This window comes from Rhodoplanes sp. SY1 (genome assembly GCF_046000175.1).
Lineage (GTDB): Bacteria > Pseudomonadota > Alphaproteobacteria > Rhizobiales > Xanthobacteraceae > Rhodoplanes.
Genome location: NZ_JBEOMB010000022.1, coordinates 1 through 23626 on the forward strand (window position 1 = coordinate 1; position 23626 = coordinate 23626).

The following is a 23626-nucleotide window of genomic DNA, read 5'->3' on the forward strand; positions in this document are numbered from 1 at the left end:
TCTGCGGCGCATCAGGCCTGCGGCCTGCCGCGCCCGTCCGGGGCACGAAGCCGAGCACCGGCATCATTGTTTCACTCCTAGAGCTGGGCAGAGGCCTCACCCCGCCTTCGGCCGAAGGGTGACGAGCAGCCGCGAGAAGCCGTCGGCGACCTTGTGCCAGTCGGCCAGCCACTCGCGCGGGAACCGCATCGTCACCACGGCGCCGCCGACGATCTTCTCGGTCAGGCAGGTCGCCGGCGGGCGGCCCGGCGTCGGCCGCTCGCAACGGGCCAGGAACTTTTCCGGCGCGTTCTCCTCCCAGGCGAGATCCTCGCCCTGATAGGGCGTGCCGTCGCGGAACTCGACGACGGCGAGCCCGTCGGGGGCGGGCTCGAGCATGTCACGGACGTAGCGCAGCCAAAGGACGCGCAGCCGTTCGGCCGGCTCCAGCGCGCCGGCCGCCGGTGCGATCGTGACATAGATGCGGTCACCCGGGCCGCGCTCGCCCGGAAGCCGCTCGCCCGGTAAGCGATCGCTCGCGACCCGGTCGCCGGCGATCGCTCCGGTCGCGACCGGGTCCAGGGGGCGCGGCGGCGTCAGCTCCGGCCAGGCGTAGACGAGATCGAGGCGCTCCTGCGCGCCGGGCCGGCGCTGCACCGCCATCCGGATCGCGCCCGGCGCGATCGCGAAGGTCTCGCCCGCGACCACGATCGGCAGATGCGGCGTGTCGGCCGCGACCGGAGCCGGGGTCGCCGGCCAGCGCGCCCAGACGGACCACATTCCCGCCGCGACCGCGACGCCGCCCACCACGACGAGGCCGGCCATCGCCACCATGGCCCTGCGGCTGTGCCGCCGCCGAGCCGGCCGCACCCGCGCCCCATACACCACGTCCACCATACGCCACGCTCACGCCACGCCACGCCGTCCGAGTTCGCGCGGAGTGTGCCACGCGGTCGTTAACCGCTTGTCGCCAACGCCCGCGGCCGCACGTCCCGATGGGCTCCCTCCATGGTGAGGAGCGCTCCGCAGGAGCGCGTCTCGAACCATGTGGCCTCGATCCTGCGCCCCTCTCGCGTTAACCGTTCTTTAACGATAGCGTGGCGGCGGCGGGTCGGATGGGGGATACCTATCGGGTCGCAGCGTGTGCGGAGCCGTGTCATGTCGCCGGAGTCGATCCAGAACTTTCTCGCCCTGTCCATCGGCTTCGCCTTCGCCGGCCTGATCGCCACCGGCTACCAGATGTGGGCGCAGCGGCCGGCCTCGTTCCGGCTCTTGGAGCAGGGTGCCTCGGCCGCGAGCTTCGCGGCGGTGCCGTTCCTGGTCTTCGCGGCGCCCTTCATCATCATGCGCAACACGGTGCGGGGCCGCATCATCGAGCGCCGTCGCTTCGAGTTCGTGATGATCGCCACCATCATCGCCGGCTTGTGGAGCCTGATGTCGGGAACCATCGTGGTGATGACCGTCGAGGTCGTGACCAGCGGGCTTTCGCGCCTGATCGGCTGAGGGCCGCGGCCGCGCGGCGCGCCGCGCGCGGCGCTTTCCGCCAGTCCCGTCGCCGGGCTAAGGGTGGGGCGGAAACGCTCGACCCCATCGCACGATCCGACCATTCGACCCGGAGGCGCGACGCATGCCCATCTATGCCCTGCAGGATCTCGTTCCCGAGCTGCCGCCCGCCGGCCGCTTCTGGGTCGCCGACACGGCCGTGCTGATCGGCCGGGTGCGGCTCCTCGACGAGGCGAGCGTCTGGTTCGGCGCGGTGCTGCGCGGCGACAACGAGTGGATCGAGATCGGCGTCCGCTCGCAGGTCCAGGACAACGCGACGCTGCACACCGACATGGGCTTTCCGCTCACCATCGGGAGCGACTGCGTGATCGGCCACAACGTCATCATGCACGGCTGCACGGTGGCGTCGAACAGCCTGATCGGCATGGGCGCGATCGTGATGAACGGCGCCGTGATCGGCGAGGGCTCGATCGTCGGCGCCGGCGCCGTGATCCCGGAGGGCAAGACGTATCCGCCGCGGTCGCTGATCGTCGGGGCGCCCGGCAAGGTGGTGCGCACCCTCGACGACGCCGCGATCGATCGCATCCGGGCCGGCGCCGACGGCTATGTGCAGCGCGCCAAGCTCTACGCCGCCGCGCTGAAGCCGATCGGCTGAGTCCCGGAAAGACGATGGACCGCCGGATCAGGTCCGGCGGTGACGACGGGAGAGGTGGTTCGCCCCGCTCGCGCGCGCTCAGCCGCCGAACGACGGCGTCGCGGAGGCGGCGAACTCGGCCAGGCCGAGGCCGGGGCCGAGCAGCCGACGGCCGCGCACCAGCGTGGCGCGGGCCGCGCGCGCGTCGAGCGCCGTGCGCATCAGCGCCGGCAGCTCCTTGGGCTGGCGCATCACCTGCCGCACCATGGCGAGGATGTCGGTGGTGCCGTTCGGCCGCATCGCGGCGAGCGCCGCCTTCGGGAGTGCGCGGTCGGCCGGATCGGTGATGACCCGGATCGCCGCCACCGGCAGAGCATGCGCGGCGCCGATCTCGGCGACGATGTGGGACTCCATGTCGACGGCGAGCGCCCCGGTGCTCTCGTGCAGGCTGCGCTTGGCGGCCGTGTGGGCGACCGGCTTCGGCACGCCCACGATGGTGCCGCGGACCGCCCCCGGAATGGTGTCGGCGAGCTTGCGCGACCACGCCGGATCGGTCGGGAAGCGCGTCGCGCCCGACAGGATCTCGGCCGCGACCACGCACGTGCCGGGGTCGAGATCCGGATGCAGCCCGCCGGCCACCCCGAAGCTGATCAGCCCGCCGCATTCGTCGTCGATCGCCTGCGTCAGCGACGCGGCGAGGTTGCGGCCGTCGCCGCTGCAGATCACACGCATCCCCGCGTCCGCGACGATCTTCGCCTCGAACGCCAGCCCCACGACGACGATCAAGAACTCACCCCCAAAAACGACGCGCGCGGTCCCCGGCGCGCGACGTCCCCTATCCGACTCCAAGATCCTAAATTGCCGCTCGGCTGTTGCTTTGTACAGGATCGCGGGCGTTGCGCTTGCGCCACGGCGCAAGTCGGCACGATGCCGCAGCGGCGCCCGGTCGCACCAAAAATTCAAGAAAAATCAATGGAGTAGAAAGCTACCTGTGAGGTCTCGCCGGAGTGGCGACGACCACGGAAAAAATGCAACACCGGCGAAATTTCCAGACACGGCAACCGGAGGTGCGGCGCGGCCGGAGTTTCGATCCGGCCGCGACGGCGGGTGCGATCAGCGCGACCGCGCCAGCATCTTGCGCAGCGTGTCGCCCTTCGGCGTGCGGGCATCGGCGATGCGCCAGCCGTCCTTGCCCTTGGCGAGCTCGAAATCGAGATGAACTGGCTGGCCCATATTCTGGAGATCGACGGCGATCGTCGCCTTGTCGCCGCTCGTCGTGGCGGGCGCGATCCTGACGTCGGACAGCTCGAAGTCCTGTCCCTGGACGAAGAAATCGGCGTCGATCAGCTCGGCCTTGGCGTAACCCTGGACGATCGCCGGCACGAAGAACCGGCGCAGCACCTTCGGCTCGTTGGGCAGGCCCATCAGATCGGTCTTGCCGGTACCGTAGAGCGCGTAGAGCTGCTTCACGGCCTCCTCGGGCGTGGCGAACTGCGCCTGCGCGGGTGCGGCGACGAGAAGGGCGAGCCCGAAAGCGGCGGCGGCGAGGGGGTGAGAGGCGTTCATGGACCTTGGGACGGGTTGCGCGCGGCGGAGCCGGCAGGGGTGCGGGTGTCGCCGCCCGCCGTGTGGGAGCAGGGGCGTACCGCCGCCAGCTACGGGCGCATCTCGGCAAGGTCAAGGCGGAGGGCCGCGGGCGCCCTCGTCCTCAAGGTGCCCGCGGCGAGGCGATCGATCAGCAGACCCGGCGCAGCCGCCAGGCGCCGCGCCACCAGACGCGCTGGACGCAGGGGGCGCCCCAGCCCCATCCCGGCGACGCCGCGTATCCGTAATACCCGGCCGGCGCGTAGCCCCAGCGCGGGGCATAGCGGTAGCGCGGAGCGTAGCCGTAGCGATAGCCGTACGCGGGGGAGCCCCAGCCGCTGCCGTAGCCCCACGGCTGGCTCGCCGCCGCGAGACCCAGGCCGAGCCCGAAGGCCGCCGCGCCGACCCCGATGCCGGCGCCGCGATAGCCCCAGCCGCGGTTGTAGCCCCAGCCCCGATTGTAGCCCCAGCCGCCGCCGCGCCAGCCGCCGCCCCAACCGCCGCCGTGCCAGCCGCCACCTTGCCAGCCCAGGCCGCGCTGAGCGTGCGAGGGCGTCGACGTCGCCACGAGGCCGAGCGCCGCCACCGCCGCAGCGGCCACCACAGATGTCCGGATCATGCCGTTCTCCTTTCACTGAACGAGCCGGGCAGGGCCGGCTCGTCGGCGTACTCGCGAGCAACACTCCCGCGAGGAACGACAAGGGCGGCATCGGCTCTCGATCGCCCAACGCCGTGTCGGATCAAATGTGCCACGGTAAACTGCGTCCGGTTCCGGACCATGCGATCGAAATCGTGCGCGGCCGCGCGTCGCGCTCAGCAGACGCGCCGCCATGTCCAGCGCGTCTTGCTCAGCCACACCTTGCGCAGGCACGGCATCTCGTCGACCTCGCTGAAGGTCGGATAGGAGCCGTTCCAATAGGCCGGATAGCCCCAGAAGCCCCACGGATAGGCGCCCCAGCCCCACGGCCGAACCGCCCAGGGACCGGGCCCAGGTCCCCAGCCCGGTCCCGGCCGCAGGCCCGGTCCGGGTCCGGGCCTCGGGCCGAGGCCCGGGGCTCCCGGGCCGGGACGGCCCGGGGTTTCGATCATCCGGCCTTGCGCGCGCGCTTCGCTCGTGACGGCGACGAGCGACAGGCCGAGCAGCGCGGCGACGGCCGCGGCCAGCACGGATCTTGCGATCATTGAGACGTCTCCTGACGATTCACCCGACGGGCGGGACGGACGAGGCCCCGTCGGTCGCGGCGCGGACGACGGCCGTGGTCGGCGGTCCGGGCCGGCGATCGCCCATGAGCATGAATCCCAAATGGGCCGGGAACGCGGCCTGCGCATGTCGGATCACCGTGCCAGTGTTTCGGCGTGCGACGGACGATCGCGGCGACCGACGGCGACGGGCGGGCGAGGCGCCGGCCGTGCGCCGGCGCTTTCCGCGACGCCTCGCGCCCCCTAGATAAACGGGGCCGGCCGCCTTCGCCTCCACCGGAGGCGCGGCCGCGGGGAGACCCATGTCCGATCTGTTCGAAGACTTCTTCGCCGCGAGCCCGGCCGATCCGAACGAGGCGGCCAAGCGGACCATGCGGCCGCTGCGGCGGCGCTTCTACGCCGAGGTGTCGCTGCGCGAGACGCCGGAGGGCGTCGCGGTCGCGCTCGACGGACGGCCGGTCCGCACCCCGGCGCGCCGCCCGCTCGCCTTCCCGACCGCGGCGATCGCCGAGCGCGGCGCCGCCGAGTGGCAGGCCCAGGGCGAGACGATCGATCCCGGAAAAATGCCGCTGACCCGGCTCGCCAACGCGATCATCGACGCCGTCGTCGAGACGCCCGACGAGGTCGCCTTCGAGATCGCCCGTTATCTCGGCTCCGATCTCCTGGTCTACCGGGCCGAGGGGCCGGCCCGGCTGGTCGACAAGCAGAGCCGCGCCTGGGACCCGGTGCTCGCCTGGGCGCGCGACCGCCACGGGGCGCGCTTCGTGCTGGTCGAGGGGGTGGTGTTCGCGACCCAGCCGGAGCACGCCGTCGCGGCGATGCGGCGCCTGATCCCGGCCGGCGCCTGGCGGCTCGGCGCCCTGCACGTCGTCACGGCGCTGACCGGCTCGGCCCTGCTCGGCCTCGCCCTCGCCGAAGGCGCGGTCACGGCCGACGAGGCCTGGGCGGCCGCCCATGTCGACGAGGACTGGAACATGGAGCTGTGGGGCCACGACGAGCAGGCGCTCGCCCGCCGCGCCCATCGCCGCAGCGAGTTCGACGCCGCCGCCGCCGTGCTCGAGCTGGTGCCGGAGGGGTGAGAGCGCCGCGGTGCGCTTCCACTTCAGCCGCCGCTCTCGATCTTCTCGCGCGCCGCGCTGGCGAGGAAGGCCGAGCGGGTGAGCCTACGCTCCGCGGCTGCGGCATCGATCGCGGCGAGCAGGCCGGCATCGAGCGAGATGTTCGCCTTCGCGGGCCGACCGCTGTCGAGGACCATCGGCACCGCCGTCAGGATCGCGCCGTTTCTCAGATCCGCCGCGATGTCCGGATCGCGCGCGATGTCCTCCGCACTCCGGGGGACGGGGATCTCGCCATCTTGAGCGCGCATCTCCTCGGCCCACAGCCGCGCCGCCTCGGCGGCGTTGCGCATCGCCTCGTCGAGGGTCGCGCCGCCCGACGTGCAGCCGGGCAGATCGGGAAACACGACGCCATAGGCTCCGGCTTCGCCGTCGACCACGGCCACGTAGCGATTCATCGTCACCGCTCCTGTTCGAGCCAGCCCGCCGCACGGGCGATCACCCGCGCGACGCCAATGGACACCATCCGATGCCGCGGCACGGTAATGACGACCCTCGGCCGGTCCGGATGGGTGCATATGTCATGACTGCCGCCGTGGCGGAGAACCCACCCATCCTGCACCAGACGGGCGACGATTCGGGCACGATTCGTCTCCACGGTCGGCCGGTTCATTCCACGGACCTCCGCCGGCCGGCAGCGATCTTATGCGCAAATATATGCGCATCTCCTCATCGGCGCCACGCCGTGGAAGCCGGTCGTGGCAGGCGCAGCACCTTGGCGCGCGCCTCCCCGGTCCGCAACCCAGAGGTTAACGTTCGGTTTACGCCCGCCTGCTAACGTTCAGGGTGGAGAACCCTCGAACCGACGGATGCGGCCCGTGGATCTCGTCGTCTCGCCCATCGCGGTGGCGCTGAACACCCAAGGCGGCGGCAACGCCCCGACCTTCACGCCGGGGCAGATCGTCGACGCCCTGGTGATGCGGGTGCTCGACCAGACCCATGTCCAGCTCGCCGTCGGCGACTCGCTGATCGACGTGCAGACCGCGGTGCCGCTGCCCCAGGGTGCCCACGTCCATCTCGCCGTGCGGGCGACGCCCGACGGCCTGCGCCTCGTGGTGCTGCATCCCGACGAGATCGGTGGCGCCGCGGGCGGCGCGGTCACGGCCGGCGCGGCCGCGGCTTCGAAGACAGCCGATGCGGCGCGCTCCGCCGAGTCCGGTGCGGTGATGCGTCAACCGCTCGATCCGGCGGCGCTCGCCGCCAACCCGCAGGCGGCGCTCGCACAGGCCGTGCGCGCCGCCGCCCTGCAGCAGGACGGGCTGGCGCCGCTGTTCGCCAATCTCGCCGCCATGATGACCCGCGGCGCGCTGCCCGACGCGCTGCGCCTCGCCGTCGCCCAGCTGATGGCGTTCCGCCTGCCGACCGACGCGCCGGTGGAGCCGGAGGACGTCGCCGGGGCGCTCGCCCGTTCCGGCCTCTTTCTCGAAGCCGGGCTCGCCGCCGGCGCTGCCGCGACCCGGACCTCGCCGTCCGGCGACATGAAGGCGGCGCTCGTCGCGCTCCGGGCGGCGCTCGCCGCGATGGCGGGCGGGCCCGCCGCGGGACGTCCGGAGGGAACCGAGTCGAAGCTCCAGGGCTTCGTCGAAGCCTCGCTCGCCGGCGCGGGACACGTCGGGGCCGGACGGCCCGAGACGGCCGGCGCCCAGGCGCTCTACCGGGCGCTCGCCCAGGCGATCACGGCCGGCGGGCTGCCGGCAGGCGCCACCGCGGCCGCGACCGCTCCCCCGGCCGCAGCGGCGACGCCCGCGGCCGGGTCGACCGCGCCGGGAGCCGCTCCCGGCGAGACCGGCCACCCGTCGCGGCCGCCGCCGCCCTACGGCGGTGCCGCGCCGGCGGCCCAGCCGGTCGCCGCCCCGACGCTCGCCGAGGATGTCGCGCCGAACGACGCCGCCCGCACGCTGCTCGCCCAGACCGATGCGGCGCTCGCCCGCCACACCCTCCTGCAGGCGGCCTCGCTGCCGGGAAGCGCGGCGCCGGGCGGAGCCGCCGATGCGGCCGGCGCCCGCTGGGTGTTCGAGATTCCGTTCGCGACCCCGCAGGGGACCACGGTCGCGCAGTTCGAGATTTCCCGCGACGGCAAGGGGCAGGGGACAGCCGGCAAGGCCGCGCCCGCCTGGCGGGCGCGCTTCGCCGTCGAGATCGAGCCGGTCGGGCTCGTCCACGCCCAGGTCACGGTGACGGGCGAGCGCGCCGGCGTCACCCTATGGGCGGAGCGCGGCGACAGCGCCGCGCTGCTGCGCGACAACGCCGGCGTGCTGGCCGAGCGGCTGCGCGCCGCCGAGCTCGATCCCTCCGAGGTGGTGGTGAGGGACGGCGCCCCGCCGCGTCCGGCCCGTGAGGCTGCGCCGGCGGCCGGCCGCTTCCTGGACCGCGCCTCATGACCGCCGAGCGCCCGCCGATGCCGCTCGCCATCGCGCTCCAGTACGACGCGCCGGGCGCCCCGCGCGTCGTCGCCAAGGGCAAGGGGGCGATCGGCGAGAAGATCGTCGCGCTCGCCAAGGAGCACGGCGTGCCGATCGAGGAGAACGCCGGCCTCGCCGCCGCGCTCTCCGACGTCGAGCTCGGCGACGAGATCCCGGAGGAGCTCTACCGCGCCGTCGCCGAGGTCCTGTCCTTCATCCTGCGCCTCTCCGGCAAGCTGCCGCAGAAGCCGGCGGCGGCCTCCGACCCGGCGCCGCTGCGCCGGGCCTGAGCGGCGTCCGCACGAGACCGCGGCGCCTCGTGATCCGGTCCGGATTGCGACGCAAAATTGCAGCTCACGGAAAATTGCAGCCCCCGCGTGCCGGAATCGTCTTGTCGGGCACCGGGCATTCTAACTCTACTCTCCACAATCCAAGGTGGAGGGCGGACGATGGCAGCTCCCTGGTACTCCGTCGCGATGCATTTCCGTGGGCTCGCCGAGGTTCACGGCGCGACCGACAATCCGAAGATCGTCGAGATGTTCAGGGTGGCCGGAACACCCGAGTTCAAGGACGACGAGACGCCTTGGTGCGCCGCCTTCGTCGGCGCCTGCCTGCGGCTCTCCGGCTTCAAGGGAACCGGCAGCGCCGGCGCCCGCAGCTATCTGCAGTTCGGGCAGGATCTCGGCAAGAAGCCCCAGCGCGGCTGCATCGTCGTGTTCTGGCGCGGCAGCAAGGATGCCCCGACCGGCCATGTCGCGTTCTTCGATCGCGAGGACGGCGACAACATCGTCGTCCTCGGCGGCAATCAGGGCGACGCCGTGACCAGCCGGTCCTACCCGAAGAGCCAATGGCTGGCCTATCGCTGGCCGGTCGAGACCGCGCCGCTGCCCGACACGACGCTGCCGACCATCCTGACCATCGATCCGGACAACGCGCCGCCGCATCTGGTGACCGGCGCGGGGATGGCAGGCGGCCCGCCGACGCCGTTCGACATCCCCCGCAGCACCCCGGCCTCCGACGCCGACACGATGGCCGTGCAGGCGCGGTTGCGCGAGCTCGGCTTCGATCCCGGACCGCTCGACGGCGAGTACGGCCCGCTGACGCGCGCCGCGATCGAGACGTTCCAGCGCAGCCGCGGGCTGCCCGTGACCGGCACGGCGGACGCCGCGACCCGCCGGGGCTTGGGGCTGGAAGGGCCGATGATCTGGGCCGGTCAGGACGTCGGCGGAGGAACGGCCGCGGCCGCGCCGGACGTCGCCGCGGTGATCCGGGCGGTGCTGCCGGCCGTGATCGCGGCGCTCGCCGGCCGGACGCTGCCGAACGGCGTGACGATCCCGACACAGCCGACGCCCGGCACGACGACGCCCGCCACGCCGGGCGCCGCCGGGCCGATCCTGTCGCCGATCGACAATCTGCTCGGCGGCGAGGCGCTCGCCGGCAAGAAGACCGCCCTCGCCGTGGTCGCCTATGTGGTGCTGGCGATCATGCAGTCGCTCGACGCGGTCGGCACCGCGACGGGGCTGCCGGCCCCGCCGCCCGGCACGGTCACCCCGCCCGGCACGGTCGCCGGCACGATGACGACGACCGGCCAGATCCTGACCACCCTGATCGCGGCATTCGGCGGACTCGGCCTGCTCGGCAAGGCGGATCGAGTCGTCAAGGCGCTCGGCATCATCGCGGCTCGCGCGCCCGGGCGATAACCCGAGCATCGCTCGGATCCCCATGCAGATCGGATGGCAGGGAGAGCCCCATGCTGAACGACCAGCTCGCCGCGGCGCTCGTGCGCGCCGCGCAGGCCAACGGCATCGAGACGGCGGCGCTGCTGGCCGTGGTGGAGGTGGAGAGCGCCGGCCAGCCGCTGGAGGCGGACGGCGCCACGCCCCGCCTCCTGTTCGAGCGGCACGTCTTCCATCGCGAGCTCGCTGCGCGGGCGCCCGCCCGGCTCGCCGTCGCGGTGGGGCAGGGGCTCGCCCACCCCGACTGGCGTCGTGACACCCAGTACAAGGACCAGGGGTCGTCGGCGGCGCGTCTCGCGCTGCTCGCGCGGGCCCGCGCCGTCGATGTCGAATGCACCCTGCGGTCGTGCTCGTGGGGCCTCGGGCAGACCATGGGGTTCTTGGCCGAGGAGATCGGCTTCGCGAACGCGGTCGCCATGGTCGACCACATGACGCGGGGCGGAGTCGACGCGCAGATCGACCTGATGGTCCGCGAGATCCGGCGCAAGAACATCGTTGCGGCGCTCAACGGGCACGACTGGGACGCCTTCGCGCTGCGCTACAACGGCAAGGGCTACAAGGCGAACCGCTACGACACCAAGCTGGCGGAGGCGCACGCCCGCTGGCGCGGCCGCGCGGGCGCGATCGGAACCGGCCCGGCCGGCGGTTCGGCCGGGCTGTCGGCGACGATCGCCTACGGCGAGCGCGGTGACCGGGTCCGCGAGCTGCAGCAGGGGCTCGAGCGGCTCGGCTATCCGGTCGGCGGGATCGACGGCGAGTTCGGCCCGAACACCCTGGCGGCCGTCACGGCGTTCCAGCGCGATCGCGGTCTCGCGCCGTCCGGCGCCGCCGACGAGGCGACGCTCCTGGCATTGCGCTCCGCCGGTCCAGCCAGTCCGGCCGGTCCGACGCCGCCCGTGGTGCCGGCTCCGCCGACGGCGCCGGCCCCGCTGGTCCTGTCCGACATCGACCGGTGGATCGGCGGGCCGGCCCTCGCCGGCAAGAAGACCGCGATCGCCGTGATCGCCTATGTGATCCTGTCGATCCTGCAGGCGACGAACGAGATCGGCACCGCCACCGGCGTCCCGGCGCCGGGCACGACCGCCGCGGCGGCGCCCAAGACCGCACCGGCCGCGACGACTCCGCCGGCTGCCGCTGGCGCGTCGCCCGCGGCGGGGCCCTCCGCCGCCCCGGCCAGCGCCGCTCCGGCGGGTGGCGCACCGGCGGTCGTCGGGACGAAGACGCCGACCGGCGAGATCCTGACCACGCTCATTCTCGCGTTCGGCGGCCTGGGTTTGATCGGCAAGCTCGATCGGATCGTGAAGGCCGTCACCCTCGTGGCGAGCCGTTAGCCGCCATGCCATGCCGACGCTGCCGGCGAAGGCCTCGCCGGGGCGGACGGCGGCGGCCCGTGCCGGCCCGGTGATCGTCTATTCGACCTTGGGTCTAAGGCGGGTGCGACCCATTGTTGCGCCTTGCCCCGCGGCGCTCGACATATCATTGTCACTCCCTCGCCTCGTGCTGCACTGCCGTGCTATGACATGCCAGCGATGCTCATCCTTTTCGCGTGCGGGTTTTGATCCATGAAAAGCATATTGGAGAAGCTGGAGAAGCGTCGCGCCGGAGCGCGGCTGGGCGGCGGCGAGGCGCGCATCGAGGCGCAGCACCGGCGCGGCAAGCTGACGGCGCGCGAGCGCATCGGCCTCCTGCTCGATCACGGCTCGTTCGAAGAGTACGACATGTTCGTCGAGCACCGGCTGAGCGAGTTCGGCGCCGAACGCACCAAGATTCCGGGCGACGGCGTGGTCACCGGCTGGGGCACGGTCAACGGCCGCACCGTCTTCGTGTTCGCCAAGGACTTCACCGTCTTCGGCGGCTCGCTGTCGGAAGCGCACGCCCAGAAGATGACCAAGATCCAGGACATGGCGCTCAAGGCGCGGGCCCCGATCATCGGCCTGTTCGACGCCGGCGGCGCCCGCATCCAGGAAGGTGTCGCGGCGCTCGGCGGTTACGGCGACGTGTTCAAGCGCAACGTCCACGCCTCGGGCGTCATCCCGCAGATCTCCGTCATCATGGGGCCGTGCGCCGGCGGCGACGTCTACTCGCCGGCCATGACCGACTTCATCTTCATGGTGCGGGACACGAGCTACATGTTCGTCACCGGCCCGGAAGTCGTGAAGACGGTGACCAACGAGATCGTCACGGCCGAGGAGCTCGGCGGCGCCAGCGTCCACGCGACCCGCTCGGCGGTCGCCGACGGCGCCTTCGAGAACGACGTCGAGTGCCTCCTGCAGATGCGGCGCTTCATCGACTTCCTGCCGGCCCATTCGGGCGCCGGCGTGCCGGAGTGGCCGAGCTTCGACGACGTCGAGCGGCTCGAGCCCTCGCTCGACACGCTGATCCCCGACAACCCGAACAAGCCGTATGACATCAAGGAGCTGATCCACAAGGTCGTGGACGAGGGCGACTTCTTCGAGCTGTCGCCGAACTTCGCCCGCAACATCGTCATCGGCTTCGGCCGCATCGCCGGCCGCACGGTCGGCTTCGTCGCCAACCAGCCGATGGTGCTGGCCGGCGTGCTGGACAGCGACGCCAGCCGCAAGGGCGCCCGCTTCGTGCGCTTCTGCAACGCCTTCGACATCCCGATCGTCACCTTCGTCGACGTCCCCGGCTTTTTGCCCGGCACGGCGCAGGAGTCGGGCGGCCTGATCAAGAACGGCGCCAAGCTCCTGTTCGCCTACAGCCAGTGCACGGTGCCGCTGGTCACGCTGATCACCCGCAAGGCCTATGGCGGCGCCTACGTGGTGATGGCCTCGAAGCACATCGGCGCCGACGTGAACTACGCCTGGCCGTCCGCCCAGATCGCCGTGATGGGCGCCAAGGGCGCGGTCGAGATCATCTTCCGCTCCGACATGGGCGACCCGGAGAAGATCGCCGAGCGCACCGCCGAGTACGAGTCGAGCTTCATGTCGCCGTTCAAGGCGGCCGAGCGCGGCTTCATCGACGAGGTGGTGATGCCGCACTCGACCCGCCGGCGCATCGCCCGGGCGTTGTCGATGCTGCGCACCAAGACGCTCGAGATGCCGGTGAAGAAGCACGACAACCTGCCGCTGTGAGGCGGCGGGAGTGGGGCTCCGGCAGGCGCGAGCCCGGACCCTCATCGCAACTCCCGTCACCCTGAGGCGCTCGGGCGCGAGCCCGAGCCTCGAAGGGCGAGGGCCCGGGGGGGCAAGCGGGTTCAGTGGCCGCATCCTTCGAGGCTCGCTGCGCGAGCACCTCAGGATGACGGGGCCGACGATGAGGCGGTGGACGACGACGGGGTGACCGAGGCGCGCCGTTTCGAACCCGTCCCCTCCCGTTCGCCACCAATCGGCGTATGCTGAACGGGTTTTTCCCGCGGGCTGCGCCGGCCGCCCGATCGCCGTCCGTCCGACGCACCCGCTCCACCGAGACGGGGACTTCCGATGACCAGAACGACGAGTCTGCTGTCCGCCGCGGTCGCGCTCGCGACGCTGCTCGGGGCCACCGAGGGCGCGCTCGCGCAAGGCATGTGCGAGCAGCTCTGGGTCGAGCGCAACTCGATCTTCAAGGCGCGCGGCTACTGCTTCAAGACCTCGCGCGCGATCAGCTATTTCGGTAATGCGGGCTGCGTCTACGACGTCGAGTCGATGGTGCCGCTGTCGCCCGGCGAACGGGCGCGGGTCGCCCAGATCCGGTCGATGGAGCGGCAATACGGATGCCGGTGAGCCGTCGTCGGCGCGGCGTCGGCCGGAGGTGGAATGAGCGATACGGATGCACAGGACGAGCGGCCGCGGACCGGCCTCGCGGCGCCGCAGCCCCGGGTCTGGACTCTCGAGGAGAAGCTGCTCCTGCGCCCCCAGCTCCGGGTGATCCGCGACGTGCTGCGCTACGGCGTGCGCCGGCACGCCGCGTCCTGGTATGCCCGGCGCAGGAGCGACGCCATCGACCTCGCCGGCCGCGAGGCGGCGCTCTCCGAGGCAATCGTCGGCGTCGTCACCTGGAAGCGCCTCGATCTGCTCGAGTGGCAGGTGCCGCTGGTGCGCGAGCATCTCGCCGAGCATGCGAGCTTCGTCGTGCTCGACAACTCGCCGCGCGGGCCGGAGCGCGACGCCATCCGGGCGTTCTGCCGGCGCGAGGGCGTGCCCTATGTCGGTCTGCCGGACAACCCGTACAACGGCAGCCTGAAGACCGCGAGCCAGTCGCACGGCTGCGCGCTGGTCTGGGCGACCCGCAATCTGGTGGCGCGCTTCCGCCCGCGATACTTCGGCTTCATCGACCACGACATCTTTCCGCTCGCCCCGTATCGCATCGCCGATCGACTCGCCGACCAGCCCGTCGACGGGGTGCGGTGCCCGAGCAGCCGGCTGCCGAACGGCTGGATGCTGTGGGCCGGCTTCTGCTTCTACCGGACCGCCGACGTGCCGGTCCGGCGGATGAGCTTCGTTCCGACCTACCGCTACGGGATGGACACGGGCGGCGAGAACTGGCCCGCGATCTACCGTCATCTCGACGAGGCGGCGCTCGCCTTCGCCGACCTGAGGTACGGCCGGATCGGCGCCGGCTACGATCTCCACAGCGACTACGTCCAGTGGATCGACGGCTGGCTGCACGTCATGAACGCGTCGGCCTGGCGCCAGATCGACGGCGATCGCGGCCCGGTGGTCCTCGGACTCCTCCGCGCCGCAACCCGCAACCCGCCCGCCGGCGCCACGCTCGAGAAGCTCTGACTGGCGCGTCTCCCAGGCGATGGGCTTTGCAGAACCGGTCATTCCGGGGCGCGCCGAAGGCGCGAACCCGGAATCCAGCGGCGAACTCGACAGTCTGGGCTGGATTCCGGGTTCGGCGCGATGCGCCGCCCCGGAATGACCGAATCATACAAAGCCTTCTGAGGGAGGTTGGATCTCGCGCATCCGGGTGAGGAAGCCGGGCAGGGCCGATCAGCCCCGTGCGCCGGCCGCGGTCGCCGTGGCGGGCCGGGCGCCGGCCGCGAGAAGATGCGGTGCGATCAGCGCCTCGACGGCGAGGCGCTTCTCGTCGAACAGCTCGGGGCGGCCCATCAGGCCGACCTCGTGCAGCCATGGCCCGAACCACTGCAACGGGCCGTCCGGCCAGTCGATCCCCGGCTTGAACGGCACCATGCGGCCGTCGATCTCGCGGACGTCCTCCGGCGCGAGGCGGCTGTAGAGCGGGTCCCAGTTGCCGCCGCCGGTGTCGAGGCCGGCGAACCAGTCCTGCCCGAAATCGAGCGGCAGGCTCGCGACCTGGTCGAACCGGAACAGGGCGAAGCCCGCCCACAGGAACCAGCGCGGTCCGACCCGCCGGATCGGCCCGCAGACGGTGTGTGTGGCGAGCGGCGCGAAGGGATCGTCCGGCGCGGTCGGGAACAGGTCGTGGTCGATGAAGCCGAACGCCGCCGGCCGGGCCGGCCGGATCAGGTTCGCCCAGATCCAGTTGAGCGCCGCGCCGTGCGACCGGCTCGGCTCCTTACCGAGCCACGGATTGGGCGGCAGGCGGACGTAAGGCGTGCCGGCGGCCTCGGTGATGCGCCGCACGGCATCCGCGGACTCGTCGGTCGGCGAGTTGTCGGCGATCACGTGGACGGCGCAGGGCACGTAATGGCGCACGAGCGCGGTCTGCCACCGCGTCGCCTCGGCGTCGGCGAACGCCACGGTGACGAGCACGTGGCGCCCTTCGAGCTGCCGGTGGAGTGCGGCGAGGTCGCCGGTCGCGGCGGGCTCGCGCCGATACGCGGCATCGATCGCGCGGTAGCGCGCGGTCTTCATGGCGTGCAGGAGAGGGCGAAGCTTCGCCCAGTCCCGCGCCGAGTACTCGGACCACCCCCGGGGCATGCCCGCTTATACGGAAGCCGTCGGAACTGTCCAGCGCGCCCCGGCCATGACCGCGGCTCAGCGCCGGAACACCACGGTCTTGTGGCCGTTCGGGACGACGCGGTGCTCGATGTGGAACTGCACGGCGCGCGCCAGCACGACGCTCTCGATGTCGCGACCGATGGCGACGAAGTCCTCGGGCGTGAAGGTGTGGTCGATGCGCTCGACGCCCTGCTCGATGATCGGCCCCTCGTCGAGATCGCCGGTGACGTAATGGGCGGTAGCGCCGATGATCTTCACGCCGCGCGCATGCGCCTGGTGATAGGGGCGGGCACCCTTGAAGCTCGGCAGGAACGAGTGGTGGATGTTGATGCAGCGCCACGACAGCGCCTGGCACAGCTCCGGCGACAGCACCTGCATGTAGCGGGCGAGCACGACGAGATCGATCTTCAGCCGCCCGATCAGCTCGAGCACCTGGGCCTCCTGGGCCGCCTTGGTGTCCTTGGTCACCGGCAGATAGTGATACGGGATGCCGTGCCACTCGACCACGCGGGCGAGGTCTGGGTGGTTCGACACCACGGCCGGGATGTCGATCGGCAGGCTGCCGGTGCGGTAGCGATAGAGCAGATCGTTCAGGCAGTGGTCGAACTTCGACACCATGATCAGCACGCGCGGCTTGATCGCGGTGTCGTGGAATGTCCACGTCATGCCGAACTTCTCCGCGATCGGTCGGAAACCCGCCTCGATCTCCGCGATCGGCGGCTGCTCGGGGCCGGCCTTGAACACGGTGCGCTCGAAGAAGCGGCCGGTCTCCGGGTCGCCGAAATGCGCCGACTCGGTGATGAAGATGCCGCGCCCGGCGAGGTAGCCGGCCGTCGCCGCGACGAGGCCGGTCGTGTCGGCGCAGGAGAGCGTCAGCACGTAGGTTCTGGTGGTCATGTCGAGCTTCAGTCCCGGACGATCGCCTGCGGCACGGCGGGGCGCGGGGCGCCGCCGCGGCACGGCCCTCGCGAGGACCGCCGCCGCCGGCGGCAGGTAGACACCGCGGCGGTCGGCCGTGCAACGCAAAAAGCTGGCGCCAGGAGGGGTTGCAAAGAAAAAGCCGGGCATCCGGCCCGGCTCAGTCGCCACGCAGTCGTCGGAGGAACGACGCTCAGAACTCGTCCGGGCAGGGGTCGACGATCATCCACAGATCGTAGCCGTTCTTGAGCTTCTTCATCTCGGCCGTGAGGCCCCCGACGCTGGCGATCCAGCGCTTCACGGAATTCGGATAGACGGTCATCAGCTCGGCCGTGCCGGCCGCGCTCGTCACCTTCACGCCGGCCGTCCACGCCTTGTCGTAATAGGCCTGGTGGAAGCCGAGGCTCGCCCGCGGGGTGACGCAGATGCGGTTGGTCGGCACGATGCCGAGCACCAGCGTGCAGGCCGAGTTGCAGATGCCGTCGATGACGACGCGCTGGCCCGAGTCGCGGATGCGGGCATACTTGGCCTTGTACTCCTCGACATAGCCGCCGAAGTCGCGCTTGATGACGACATCCGGCTCCGCCGCCCGGACAGCCCCGGATACGGCGCAAAGCGCGGATACGACACCTGCTGCGAGCGTGATACCGGCAAGCGAAAGAGATGCGAGGCGCGCCATCGCCGCCAAACCCCCCGTAATTCCCCGGCCCGTGTTTTGTTCCGGGGACCCGGCGGAATTTTGACCGCGGTATGTTTGAAATTCGTTAACCACCGATCGCCGTGGTCTTCCGGATGCAGACCAGGCCGTGTCGCCAAGCGGCGGAAAACGCAGGACTTCCATCACCAGGCTTGATCAATCGAATAAACAACATTCGTTTCTTTCATCGAATGCGGGCTGGCAATGTGGCGGCATCCGGTCGGCTCGATGCCGTCCGGGCGGAGTCTCGCGCCCGCCCGGGAGGATTCGCGCCGCCTGACCTCCTGGTCCGCAATGCTCGTCCCGTTCGGAGCGCTCGATGCCGCGCACAATCGAGACCCTTTTCGCGCGCGTGGCGCCGGCCGTGTTCGTCGTCCTGTGGGCGTCGGGCTTCATCGGCGCCCGGCTCGGGCTGCCGCATGTCGAGCCGCTCACCTTCCTGACGCTGCGCATGGCGGCCGTCGTCGGCTTGATGGCGCTGGTCGTCGTGATCACGAGGCCGGCTTGGCCGGGCCGGGCAGCCGTCGGCCACAGCGTCGTCTCGGGGCTCCTCATGCACGGCGGCTACCTGGGCGGCGTGTTCATCGCCATCGACCACAAGCTCGCCGTGGGTCTTACGGCGCTGATCGTCGGGCTCCAGCCGATCCTGTTGTCGACGCTCGCCAATCGGGTGCTGGGCGAGACCGTGACGCCGCGTCAATGGGCCGGGCTCGGGCTCGGGATCGTCGGCGTCTACCTGATCGTCCAGGACAAGACGGCGGGCGGGGAGGCCGACCTGATCGCCTGGATCGCCATCGTCACGGCTCTCCTGTCGATCACGGCGGGCACGCTCTGGCAGAAGCGCCACGGCGGCACCATCGACTGGCGCCCGGCCTTCCTGATCCAGTACGCAGCGGCCGGGGCCGTGTTCGCGGCCGGGGCTTTCCTGTTCGAGAGCCGGCGGGTGGAGTGGACGGGCGAGCTCGTCTTCGCGCTCGCCTGGCTGGTGCTGGTGCTCTCCCTCGGCGCGATCTGGCTCTTGTACTTCTTGATCCGCCGCGGCTCCGCGAGCCGCATCTCCAGCCTGTTCTATCTGACGCCGCCGGCGACGGCCGTGATGGCCTGGGCGCTGTTCGACGAGCGCCTCGGCGCCGTCGCGCTCGTCGGCATGGCGCTGTGCGTCGCCGGGGTCGGTCTCGTGAACGCGAGCGCGCGAAAGACGTGATCGCATCGGTGCCGGCAGGGCCGGACCCTGGGGTCGGCCGCGGCGTTGTCCGGATGCGCGTGCGGATGCAACCTGATACAACCCATGGGACGCGGGAGTGTCCCATGGTGCTCGCATTTGATACGCTCGGTTACGCGAAACGGCTGCGCGACGGCGGGGTGCCCGAGCCGCAGGCCGAAGCTCACGCGGAGGCAGCGCGGGACTACATCATGGTCGAGCTGGTGACCAAGACGGATCTCGCGGCGGCGGTCGACCGAGTCGACGGGATGATCGAAGCTTTACGAACCGAGATGGAGCTGAGATTCCAGCATCTCGATTCCCGCTTCGATGGCCGTTTCGACTGCCTGCGCAACGACGTCGACGCCAAGATCGAGCGGCTGAGCCTGCAGCTCACCATCCGGCTGGGCGCTCTGATGGTCGCAGGGCTCGGCGCGCTGGCCGTCATCCTGCGTCTGCACTGACGCGAACAAGCCTCTCGACAATAAAGATAAAGGCCGGCCCGCCGAAGGGCGAGCCGGCCTCGATGCCTACGTCATGCCGCCGCTGCTCAGCGGGCGGGAGCCGGCGCCGGAGTTGCCGGAGGTGCCGCCGCGCCCGGATTGGCCGACCGCTCGCTGCCGGCGCCCGTCGCGCCGGGGACGCTCGACGTCCCGCTCCCGGTGGACGTGCCCGACCCGGCGCCGGACCCGGTCGTCACGGCCGGACCGTTGCGGTCGAGCGCGACATTGTCGCTGCGGTCGGTCATGCCCCAGACGATCGCGATGATGAACACGGCCGCCACGATCCCGGCGAGCCACGCCCACATCGACGTGCCGCTCTTGCGCGTCGACTCCGGGGCGTCGACGCGGCGGTCGGCGAAAGCCGGATTGTGAATGCCACGGGGGTCGCTGAGCCGCGGGTCGCGCATGCCGTCCTGCGGGTCGCTCATGGTCTGCCTCCTCTCGGTTGCTTCGCGAGGGCAACCGGCGGGGCGCGACACGGTTCCGTCCGGGGTCTGACCCGAGTAATAATTCGTCAAGCATTCCAGAGAGGTAGGGCCGAACCTGCGACTCGGCTGGCCATGCCTCAATTGGCGGCGATGCCGGCGGCCTCGATGACGGGCCTCCAGCGCGCCACCTCGGCCTCGACCCGGGCCCGGAACGCCTCCGGGGTGGACGGGATCGGCTCCATCACCTGGGTCGCGAGCTTCTCCTTCACGCCGGCCTCGGCGAGGATCTCCCGCACGGTCGCGCCCATGCGGTCGATCGCGGCCGGCGGCGTGCCGGCCGGCGCGATGAGTCCGTTCCACGCCTCCGCCTCGACCGCGATGCCGCTCTCCTTGAGGGTCGGCACGCCGGGAATCAGCCGGTATGGCTCCGGCGTCGACACCGCGATGACCTTCAGGTTGCCGGCTTCCGCCTGCGAGGTCGCGGCGATCGCCGGCAGGCAGCCCATCTGGGCGTCGCCCCTTATGATCGCGGTCGCCGCCTGCGGCGAGCTCGCATAGGCGATGTGGACGATCTTGGTGCCGCTCGCCCGGGCGATCGCCTCCATGGCGAGATGCGACAGCGAGCCGTTGCCGATCGAGGCATAGTTGTACTTGCCGGGCTCGGCCCGCAGCTTCTCGAGCAGGCCCGCGACCGTCGACACGCCGAGCGCGTTGCTCACCGCCAGCGCGCAGGGCTGCGTCGCGAGCGTCGTCACGAAGGCGAAGTCGCGGTCCCACCGGTACGGCATCTTCGGCTGGAGCAGCGCATTGATGGCGAGCGGGCCGGCGATCGAGACGCCGAACGTGGTGCCGTCCGGCGCCGCCTTGGCGACCGCGTCGGTGCCGAGATTGCCGCCGGCGCCCGGCTTGTTCTCCACCGTGACGGTCTGGCCGAGCCGCTGCTGCAGCCCGTCCGCGACGACCCGGGCGATCAGGTCCGGGGTCGAGCCCGGGCCGAACGGAACGACGATGCGGATCGGCCGGGTCGGCCACGTCTCGGCGACGGCGGGCGGCGCGGGGAGCATCCCGGCGGCGACGACGGCACAGGCCGAGAGCAGGGCGGCGAGGGGGCGGCGGACCGAGGGCATTCGGCGGCTCCGGACGACGAGGGCAGGGGCGCCTCCTGGTAGGCAACCGGGCGGCGATTGTCACGCCCCGACCCGGCGCGAGCGGGCCCGTGTCGCACCGTCGCGGCCGGTCCCACACGCCGCCGTCGGCCTTGCGTCGGCTGGCGCGATCGCTTCTACTCCGGCCGCTTTTTTACCGCGCATCGCCGGGGGAATGCATGGGGCTCGTCGTTCTGGTCCTGGGTCTCGTCCTGTTCATCGGGGCGCATGTCGTCGTGTCGCGGCGCGATCGCCGCGCCGCCCTCGTCGCGCGTCTCGGCGAGATTCCCTACAAGGGCCTGATCTCTGTCGTCTCGCTCGCCGGCATCGTGCTGATGGGCTGGGGCTTCGCCGAGTACCGGGCGGAGGGCGAGTGGATCGAGCTCTACGATCCGCCGACCTGGACCCGGCACCTGTCGGCCCTCCTGATGTGGCCTTCCGTGATCATGGTCACGGCCGCGTACATCCCCGGCAACATCAAGCGCGTGCTCAAGCATCCGATGCTGTCGGGCGTGAAGCTGTGGGCGGTGGCGCACCTGATCGCCAACGGCGACCTCGGCTCGATCCTGATCTTCGGCTCGCTGCTCGCCTGGGCCGTCTACGATCGCATCAGCCTCAAGCACCGCACCGATCCTGGCGCGCCGCCGATCCCGGTCGGCGGCCGGCGCAACGACATCCTGGCCGTGGTGGTCGGGACGATCCTGTATCTCGCCCTCGCCTTCGTGTTCCACCCGCTGGTGATCGGCCGTGCCGTGTTCGGCAGCCCGGCGCTCGGCACCTGAGCCGAACGCCGTCGCGCCTCCTGGGTGGCGGCGCAGCACCCGCGATCCCGACCGAGAGACCGAAACCATGTCCGTTCACCGCGACGACCGGCGCCTGACCGCGCCCGACATTCTGGCCCGCAAGGGCGGGGTGCCGATCGCCATGCTGACCTCCTACCACGCCCATACGGCGCGCCTCGCCGACCAGCACTGCGACTCGATCCTGGTCGGCGACTCGCTCGGCATGGTGATGCACGGGCTGGAGACCACCGTGCCGGTGACGCTCGACATGATGATCCTGCAGGGGCTCGCGGTGATGCGCGGCTCCAGGCGGGCGCTCGTCGTCGTCGACATGCCGTTCGGCAGCTACGAGGCCTCAAAGGAGCAGGCGTTCCATTCGGCCGCCCGGATCCTGAAGGAGACCGGCTGCGGCGCCATCAAGCTCGAGGGCGGCGTGCGGATGGCCGAGACCATCCGGTTCCTCGTCGAGCGCGGCATTCCGGTGATGGGCCATGTCGGCCTCACCCCGCAGTCGATCAACACGCTCGGCAGCTTCCGGGCGCAGGGCCGCGACCCCGCCGACTGGGCGCCGATCGAGGCCGACGCCAAGGCCGTCGCCGAGGCCGGGGCCTTCTCGGTCGTGCTGGAGGCGATCGCCGAGCCGCTCGCCGCCAAGATCACCAAGGCCGTGCCGATCCCGACCATCGGGATCGGGGCGAGCGCCGCCTGCGACGGCCAGGTGCTGGTGCTGGAGGACATGCTCGGCCTGTCGCCCCGGGTGCCGAAGTTCGTCAAGCGGTACGCCGATCTCGGACCGTCGATCGAGCGCGCCGTGGCGGCCTATGCCGAGGAGGTGCGCGCCCGCACCTTCCCGGGACCGGACAATGTCTATCCGGTGAAGAAGGCGCCCTGAGCCGGGCGGGCGCCGTCGCGACGCGCGCCGCACGGTGGTGCCGTGCTCGGCACCCCGACAGGCGCCTTGCGCTCGCCACAAGCATGGTCTAGCGGCTTGGGTCCGGGAGCGCGTGGCCGAACCGGGCCGTCGCTCCCACCGCGCCGGAACGAACGGCGCCAAATCGTTGAAACAAAAGCTTCAGGAACAACGGGTCGCCGCGTGTCCGATATCTTCAGGGAAGTCGACGAGGAAGTCCGCCGCGAACGGCTGCAGCAGATCTGGAAGCGGCATGGCGGCCTGATCATCGCGATCTGCGTCCTCGTCGTCGCCGGCGTGGCCGGCTGGCGCGGCTGGCAGTGGTACGAGGCCAAGCAGGCCGCGACGGCGAGCGTCGCCTTCGACGCGGCGGCGCGGCTCGCCCAGGACGGCAAGCCGGCCGAGGCCAGCGCGGCCTTCGCCAAGCTCGCCGCCGATGCGGCCGTGCCGGCCTATCGCAACCTCGCCCGCCTGCGCGAGGCCGAGGCGCAGGCGGCGACCGATCCGAAGGCGGCCATCGCCACCTTCCAGGCGATCGCCGGCGACACCGCCAATCCGCCGTTGTTCCGCGAGGCCGCGACCGTGCGGGCCGGCCTCCTGATGGTCGACACCGCCCCTTACACCGACCTGCAGGCGCGGCTGGAGCCGCTCGCCCGGCCGGACGGCGCCTTCCGCCACACCGCCCGCGAGCTTCTGGCGCTGTCCGCCTGGAAGGCGGGCGATGTCGCCGCGACCCGGCGCTGGGCCGAGGCGGCCGCCGCCGATCCCGACGCGCCCGCCGGGATGAAGGCCCGAGTCGAGATGCTCCTCGCCCTGATCGGCGAGAGCGCCAAGAGCTGAAGCATCGCCCGTTGAACCATCGCCGGCGGACCCGTCGCCGGCCGATCATCGTCCGGACCCTCGAGCCGAGCATCGTGCTGAACCGAATGTCGAGCCGAAAGCCGAAGGAGCGACCGATGCGCGCCCGTGCCCGTGTGATCCTGCTCGCCGTCGCCGCCGTGGCGGCGCTGCCGCTCGCC

27 protein-coding genes are annotated in these 23626 nt (G+C 71.5%); 15 read left to right on the forward strand and 12 right to left on the reverse strand.

Features of this window, described 5'->3' with window-relative positions; all coding sequences use genetic code 11:
- Positions 1 to 96: 96 nt before the first annotated feature.
- Positions 97 to 876, reverse strand: a complete 780-nt coding sequence (locus ABTU92_RS07755; protein WP_408089284.1) for a hypothetical protein — start codon at positions 874 to 876, stop codon at positions 97 to 99.
- 261 nt (positions 877 to 1137) lie between these two features.
- Here ABTU92_RS07755 and ABTU92_RS07760 point away from each other — a divergent pair, with 261 nt between their 5' ends.
- Together ABTU92_RS07760 and ABTU92_RS07765 are read left to right on the forward strand one after the other, a co-directional pair.
- Positions 1138 to 1482, forward strand: a complete 345-nt coding sequence (locus tag ABTU92_RS07760; RefSeq protein WP_408089286.1) for a DUF6949 family protein — start codon at positions 1138 to 1140, stop codon at positions 1480 to 1482.
- Between the two features lie 124 nt (positions 1483 to 1606).
- Positions 1607 to 2137: a gamma carbonic anhydrase family protein gene (locus ABTU92_RS07765; RefSeq protein ID WP_408089288.1), complete on the forward strand. Its 531-nt coding sequence runs from the start codon at positions 1607 to 1609 to the stop codon at positions 2135 to 2137.
- A gap of 78 nt (positions 2138 to 2215) precedes the next feature.
- On the opposite strand, the gene ABTU92_RS07770 is transcribed toward ABTU92_RS07765, so the two are convergent.
- From ABTU92_RS07770 to ABTU92_RS07785, 4 genes are all read right to left on the reverse strand, one after another.
- A complete protein-coding gene (locus tag ABTU92_RS07770; protein WP_408089290.1) occupies positions 2216 to 2902 on the reverse strand; it encodes a phosphorylase in 687 nt (228 codons plus the stop codon).
- Between the two features lie 327 nt (positions 2903 to 3229).
- Positions 3230 to 3682, reverse strand: a complete 453-nt coding sequence (locus ABTU92_RS07775; RefSeq protein WP_408089292.1) for a DUF3828 domain-containing protein — start codon at positions 3680 to 3682, stop codon at positions 3230 to 3232.
- A 169-nt stretch (positions 3683 to 3851) separates the two neighbouring features.
- On the reverse strand, positions 3852 to 4319 hold the full coding sequence (locus tag ABTU92_RS07780; protein WP_408089294.1) for a hypothetical protein: 468 nt from the start codon (positions 4317 to 4319) through the stop codon (positions 3852 to 3854).
- Positions 4320 to 4513: 194 nt separating this feature from the next.
- On the reverse strand, positions 4514 to 4882 hold the full coding sequence (locus ABTU92_RS07785) for a hypothetical protein (RefSeq protein WP_408089296.1): 369 nt from the start codon (positions 4880 to 4882) through the stop codon (positions 4514 to 4516).
- Positions 4883 to 5202: 320 nt separating this feature from the next.
- On the opposite strand from ABTU92_RS07785, the gene ABTU92_RS07790 reads away from it, so the two are divergent.
- Entirely contained in the window at positions 5203 to 5979 is a 777-nt protein-coding gene (locus ABTU92_RS07790) for an ATP12 family chaperone protein (RefSeq protein WP_408089298.1), read from the forward strand.
- 23 nt (positions 5980 to 6002) lie between these two features.
- On the opposite strand, the gene ABTU92_RS07795 is transcribed toward ABTU92_RS07790, so the two are convergent.
- Together ABTU92_RS07795 and ABTU92_RS07800 are read right to left on the reverse strand one after the other, a co-directional pair.
- Entirely contained in the window at positions 6003 to 6413 is a 411-nt protein-coding gene (locus ABTU92_RS07795; RefSeq protein ID WP_408089300.1) for a type II toxin-antitoxin system HicB family antitoxin, read from the reverse strand.
- A 2-nt stretch (positions 6414 to 6415) separates the two neighbouring features.
- Positions 6416 to 6628: a type II toxin-antitoxin system HicA family toxin gene (locus ABTU92_RS07800; protein WP_408089302.1), complete on the reverse strand. Its 213-nt coding sequence runs from the start codon at positions 6626 to 6628 to the stop codon at positions 6416 to 6418.
- A gap of 205 nt (positions 6629 to 6833) precedes the next feature.
- Between ABTU92_RS07800 and ABTU92_RS07805 the strand changes: the two genes are divergently transcribed.
- The 7 genes from ABTU92_RS07805 (at position 6834) to ABTU92_RS07835 (ending at position 14880) form a co-directional block, all read left to right on the forward strand.
- On the forward strand, positions 6834 to 8396 hold the full coding sequence (locus tag ABTU92_RS07805; protein WP_408089304.1) for a flagellar hook-length control protein FliK: 1563 nt from the start codon (positions 6834 to 6836) through the stop codon (positions 8394 to 8396).
- The gene (locus ABTU92_RS07810) at positions 8393 to 8707 is read left to right on the forward strand and encodes an EscU/YscU/HrcU family type III secretion system export apparatus switch protein (protein ID WP_408089306.1); all 315 of its coding nucleotides are present in this window, start codon (positions 8393 to 8395) and stop codon (positions 8705 to 8707) included. The genes ABTU92_RS07805 and ABTU92_RS07810 overlap by 4 nt, the downstream gene beginning before the upstream one ends.
- A gap of 159 nt (positions 8708 to 8866) precedes the next feature.
- Positions 8867 to 10117 (forward strand): TIGR02594 family protein, encoded by a 1251-nt coding sequence (locus ABTU92_RS07815; RefSeq protein WP_408089308.1) that lies wholly within the window; start codon positions 8867 to 8869, stop codon positions 10115 to 10117.
- A 50-nt stretch (positions 10118 to 10167) separates the two neighbouring features.
- Positions 10168 to 11484 (forward strand): N-acetylmuramidase domain-containing protein, encoded by a 1317-nt coding sequence (locus tag ABTU92_RS07820; RefSeq protein WP_408089310.1) that lies wholly within the window; start codon positions 10168 to 10170, stop codon positions 11482 to 11484.
- Between the two features lie 231 nt (positions 11485 to 11715).
- Positions 11716 to 13248, forward strand: a complete 1533-nt coding sequence (locus ABTU92_RS07825) for an acyl-CoA carboxylase subunit beta (RefSeq protein ID WP_408089312.1) — start codon at positions 11716 to 11718, stop codon at positions 13246 to 13248.
- Positions 13249 to 13596: 348 nt separating this feature from the next.
- Positions 13597 to 13878 (forward strand): YARHG domain-containing protein, encoded by a 282-nt coding sequence (locus tag ABTU92_RS07830; RefSeq protein ID WP_408089314.1) that lies wholly within the window; start codon positions 13597 to 13599, stop codon positions 13876 to 13878.
- A 33-nt stretch (positions 13879 to 13911) separates the two neighbouring features.
- Complete coding sequence (locus ABTU92_RS07835; RefSeq protein ID WP_408089316.1) at positions 13912 to 14880, forward strand: hypothetical protein; 969 nt, start codon at positions 13912 to 13914, stop codon at positions 14878 to 14880.
- Between the two features lie 210 nt (positions 14881 to 15090).
- On the opposite strand, the gene ABTU92_RS07840 is transcribed toward ABTU92_RS07835, so the two are convergent.
- The 3 genes from ABTU92_RS07840 to ABTU92_RS07850 all read right to left on the reverse strand — a co-directional run bounded on the left by ABTU92_RS07840 (position 15091) and on the right by ABTU92_RS07850 (position 17620).
- Entirely contained in the window at positions 15091 to 16002 is a 912-nt protein-coding gene (locus ABTU92_RS07840; RefSeq protein WP_408089318.1) for a hypothetical protein, read from the reverse strand.
- A gap of 57 nt (positions 16003 to 16059) precedes the next feature.
- Positions 16060 to 16920: a formyltetrahydrofolate deformylase gene (gene purU / locus ABTU92_RS07845; RefSeq protein WP_408089320.1), complete on the reverse strand. Its 861-nt coding sequence runs from the start codon at positions 16918 to 16920 to the stop codon at positions 16060 to 16062.
- 214 nt (positions 16921 to 17134) lie between these two features.
- The gene (locus ABTU92_RS07850) at positions 17135 to 17620 is read right to left on the reverse strand and encodes a hypothetical protein (RefSeq protein ID WP_408089322.1); all 486 of its coding nucleotides are present in this window, start codon (positions 17618 to 17620) and stop codon (positions 17135 to 17137) included.
- A 337-nt stretch (positions 17621 to 17957) separates the two neighbouring features.
- On the opposite strand from ABTU92_RS07850, the gene ABTU92_RS07855 reads away from it, so the two are divergent.
- On the forward strand, positions 17958 to 18842 hold the full coding sequence (locus tag ABTU92_RS07855) for a DMT family transporter (protein WP_408089324.1): 885 nt from the start codon (positions 17958 to 17960) through the stop codon (positions 18840 to 18842).
- Between the two features lie 104 nt (positions 18843 to 18946).
- The gene (locus ABTU92_RS07860; RefSeq protein WP_408089326.1) at positions 18947 to 19303 is read left to right on the forward strand and encodes a hypothetical protein; all 357 of its coding nucleotides are present in this window, start codon (positions 18947 to 18949) and stop codon (positions 19301 to 19303) included.
- A gap of 86 nt (positions 19304 to 19389) precedes the next feature.
- Here ABTU92_RS07860 and ABTU92_RS07865 read toward each other — a convergent pair whose 3' ends face one another.
- Together ABTU92_RS07865 and ABTU92_RS07870 are read right to left on the reverse strand one after the other, a co-directional pair.
- Positions 19390 to 19770, reverse strand: a complete 381-nt coding sequence (locus ABTU92_RS07865) for a hypothetical protein (protein WP_408089328.1) — start codon at positions 19768 to 19770, stop codon at positions 19390 to 19392.
- Positions 19771 to 19907: 137 nt separating this feature from the next.
- Positions 19908 to 20897 carry a Bug family tripartite tricarboxylate transporter substrate binding protein gene (locus tag ABTU92_RS07870; RefSeq protein WP_408089330.1) on the reverse strand — a complete coding sequence of 330 codons (990 nt, stop codon included), beginning with the start codon at positions 20895 to 20897 and terminating at the stop codon, positions 19908 to 19910.
- Positions 20898 to 21094: 197 nt separating this feature from the next.
- Between ABTU92_RS07870 and ABTU92_RS07875 the strand changes: the two genes are divergently transcribed.
- The 3 genes from ABTU92_RS07875 (at position 21095) to ABTU92_RS07885 (ending at position 23447) form a co-directional block, all read left to right on the forward strand.
- Positions 21095 to 21697, forward strand: coding sequence for an NnrU family protein (locus ABTU92_RS07875; protein WP_408089332.1), 603 nt, complete (start codon positions 21095 to 21097; stop codon positions 21695 to 21697).
- Between the two features lie 67 nt (positions 21698 to 21764).
- Positions 21765 to 22589: a 3-methyl-2-oxobutanoate hydroxymethyltransferase gene (panB, locus tag ABTU92_RS07880; RefSeq protein ID WP_408089334.1), complete on the forward strand. Its 825-nt coding sequence runs from the start codon at positions 21765 to 21767 to the stop codon at positions 22587 to 22589.
- Positions 22590 to 22790: 201 nt separating this feature from the next.
- The gene (locus tag ABTU92_RS07885) at positions 22791 to 23447 is read left to right on the forward strand and encodes a tetratricopeptide repeat protein (RefSeq protein ID WP_408089336.1); all 657 of its coding nucleotides are present in this window, start codon (positions 22791 to 22793) and stop codon (positions 23445 to 23447) included.
- Positions 23448 to 23626: the final 179 nt, after the last annotated feature.

Excerpts from the sequence above, each read along its gene's own strand:
- ABTU92_RS07755 (WP_408089284.1), bottom strand. The coding sequence starts at position 876 with ATGGTGGACGTGGTGTATGGGGCGCGGGTGCGGCCGGCTCGGCGGCGG.
- ABTU92_RS07760 (WP_408089286.1), top strand. The coding sequence starts at position 1,138 with ATGTCGCCGGAGTCGATCCAGAACTTTCTCGCCCTGTCCATCGGCTTC.
- ABTU92_RS07765 (WP_408089288.1), top strand. The coding sequence starts at position 1,607 with ATGCCCATCTATGCCCTGCAGGATCTCGTTCCCGAGCTGCCGCCCGCC.
- ABTU92_RS07775 (WP_408089292.1), bottom strand. The coding sequence starts at position 3,682 with ATGAACGCCTCTCACCCCCTCGCCGCCGCCGCTTTCGGGCTCGCCCTT.
- ABTU92_RS07780 (WP_408089294.1), bottom strand. The coding sequence starts at position 4,319 with ATGATCCGGACATCTGTGGTGGCCGCTGCGGCGGTGGCGGCGCTCGGC.
- ABTU92_RS07785 (WP_408089296.1), bottom strand. The coding sequence starts at position 4,882 with ATGATCGCAAGATCCGTGCTGGCCGCGGCCGTCGCCGCGCTGCTCGGC.
- ABTU92_RS07790 (WP_408089298.1), top strand. The coding sequence starts at position 5,203 with ATGTCCGATCTGTTCGAAGACTTCTTCGCCGCGAGCCCGGCCGATCCG.
- ABTU92_RS07795 (WP_408089300.1), bottom strand. The coding sequence starts at position 6,413 with ATGAATCGCTACGTGGCCGTGGTCGACGGCGAAGCCGGAGCCTATGGC.
- ABTU92_RS07800 (WP_408089302.1), bottom strand. The coding sequence starts at position 6,628 with ATGAACCGGCCGACCGTGGAGACGAATCGTGCCCGAATCGTCGCCCGT.
- ABTU92_RS07810 (WP_408089306.1), top strand. The coding sequence starts at position 8,393 with ATGACCGCCGAGCGCCCGCCGATGCCGCTCGCCATCGCGCTCCAGTAC.
- ABTU92_RS07815 (WP_408089308.1), top strand. The coding sequence starts at position 8,867 with ATGGCAGCTCCCTGGTACTCCGTCGCGATGCATTTCCGTGGGCTCGCC.
- ABTU92_RS07820 (WP_408089310.1), top strand. The coding sequence starts at position 10,168 with ATGCTGAACGACCAGCTCGCCGCGGCGCTCGTGCGCGCCGCGCAGGCC.
- ABTU92_RS07825 (WP_408089312.1), top strand. The coding sequence starts at position 11,716 with ATGAAAAGCATATTGGAGAAGCTGGAGAAGCGTCGCGCCGGAGCGCGG.
- ABTU92_RS07830 (WP_408089314.1), top strand. The coding sequence starts at position 13,597 with ATGACCAGAACGACGAGTCTGCTGTCCGCCGCGGTCGCGCTCGCGACG.
- ABTU92_RS07835 (WP_408089316.1), top strand. The coding sequence starts at position 13,912 with ATGAGCGATACGGATGCACAGGACGAGCGGCCGCGGACCGGCCTCGCG.
- ABTU92_RS07840 (WP_408089318.1), bottom strand. The coding sequence starts at position 16,002 with ATGCCCCGGGGGTGGTCCGAGTACTCGGCGCGGGACTGGGCGAAGCTT.
- purU (WP_408089320.1), bottom strand. The coding sequence starts at position 16,920 with ATGACCACCAGAACCTACGTGCTGACGCTCTCCTGCGCCGACACGACC.
- ABTU92_RS07850 (WP_408089322.1), bottom strand. The coding sequence starts at position 17,620 with ATGGCGCGCCTCGCATCTCTTTCGCTTGCCGGTATCACGCTCGCAGCA.
- ABTU92_RS07855 (WP_408089324.1), top strand. The coding sequence starts at position 17,958 with ATGCCGCGCACAATCGAGACCCTTTTCGCGCGCGTGGCGCCGGCCGTG.
- ABTU92_RS07860 (WP_408089326.1), top strand. The coding sequence starts at position 18,947 with ATGGTGCTCGCATTTGATACGCTCGGTTACGCGAAACGGCTGCGCGAC.
- ABTU92_RS07865 (WP_408089328.1), bottom strand. The coding sequence starts at position 19,770 with ATGAGCGACCCGCAGGACGGCATGCGCGACCCGCGGCTCAGCGACCCC.
- ABTU92_RS07870 (WP_408089330.1), bottom strand. The coding sequence starts at position 20,897 with ATGCCCTCGGTCCGCCGCCCCCTCGCCGCCCTGCTCTCGGCCTGTGCC.
- ABTU92_RS07875 (WP_408089332.1), top strand. The coding sequence starts at position 21,095 with ATGGGGCTCGTCGTTCTGGTCCTGGGTCTCGTCCTGTTCATCGGGGCG.
- panB (WP_408089334.1), top strand. The coding sequence starts at position 21,765 with ATGTCCGTTCACCGCGACGACCGGCGCCTGACCGCGCCCGACATTCTG.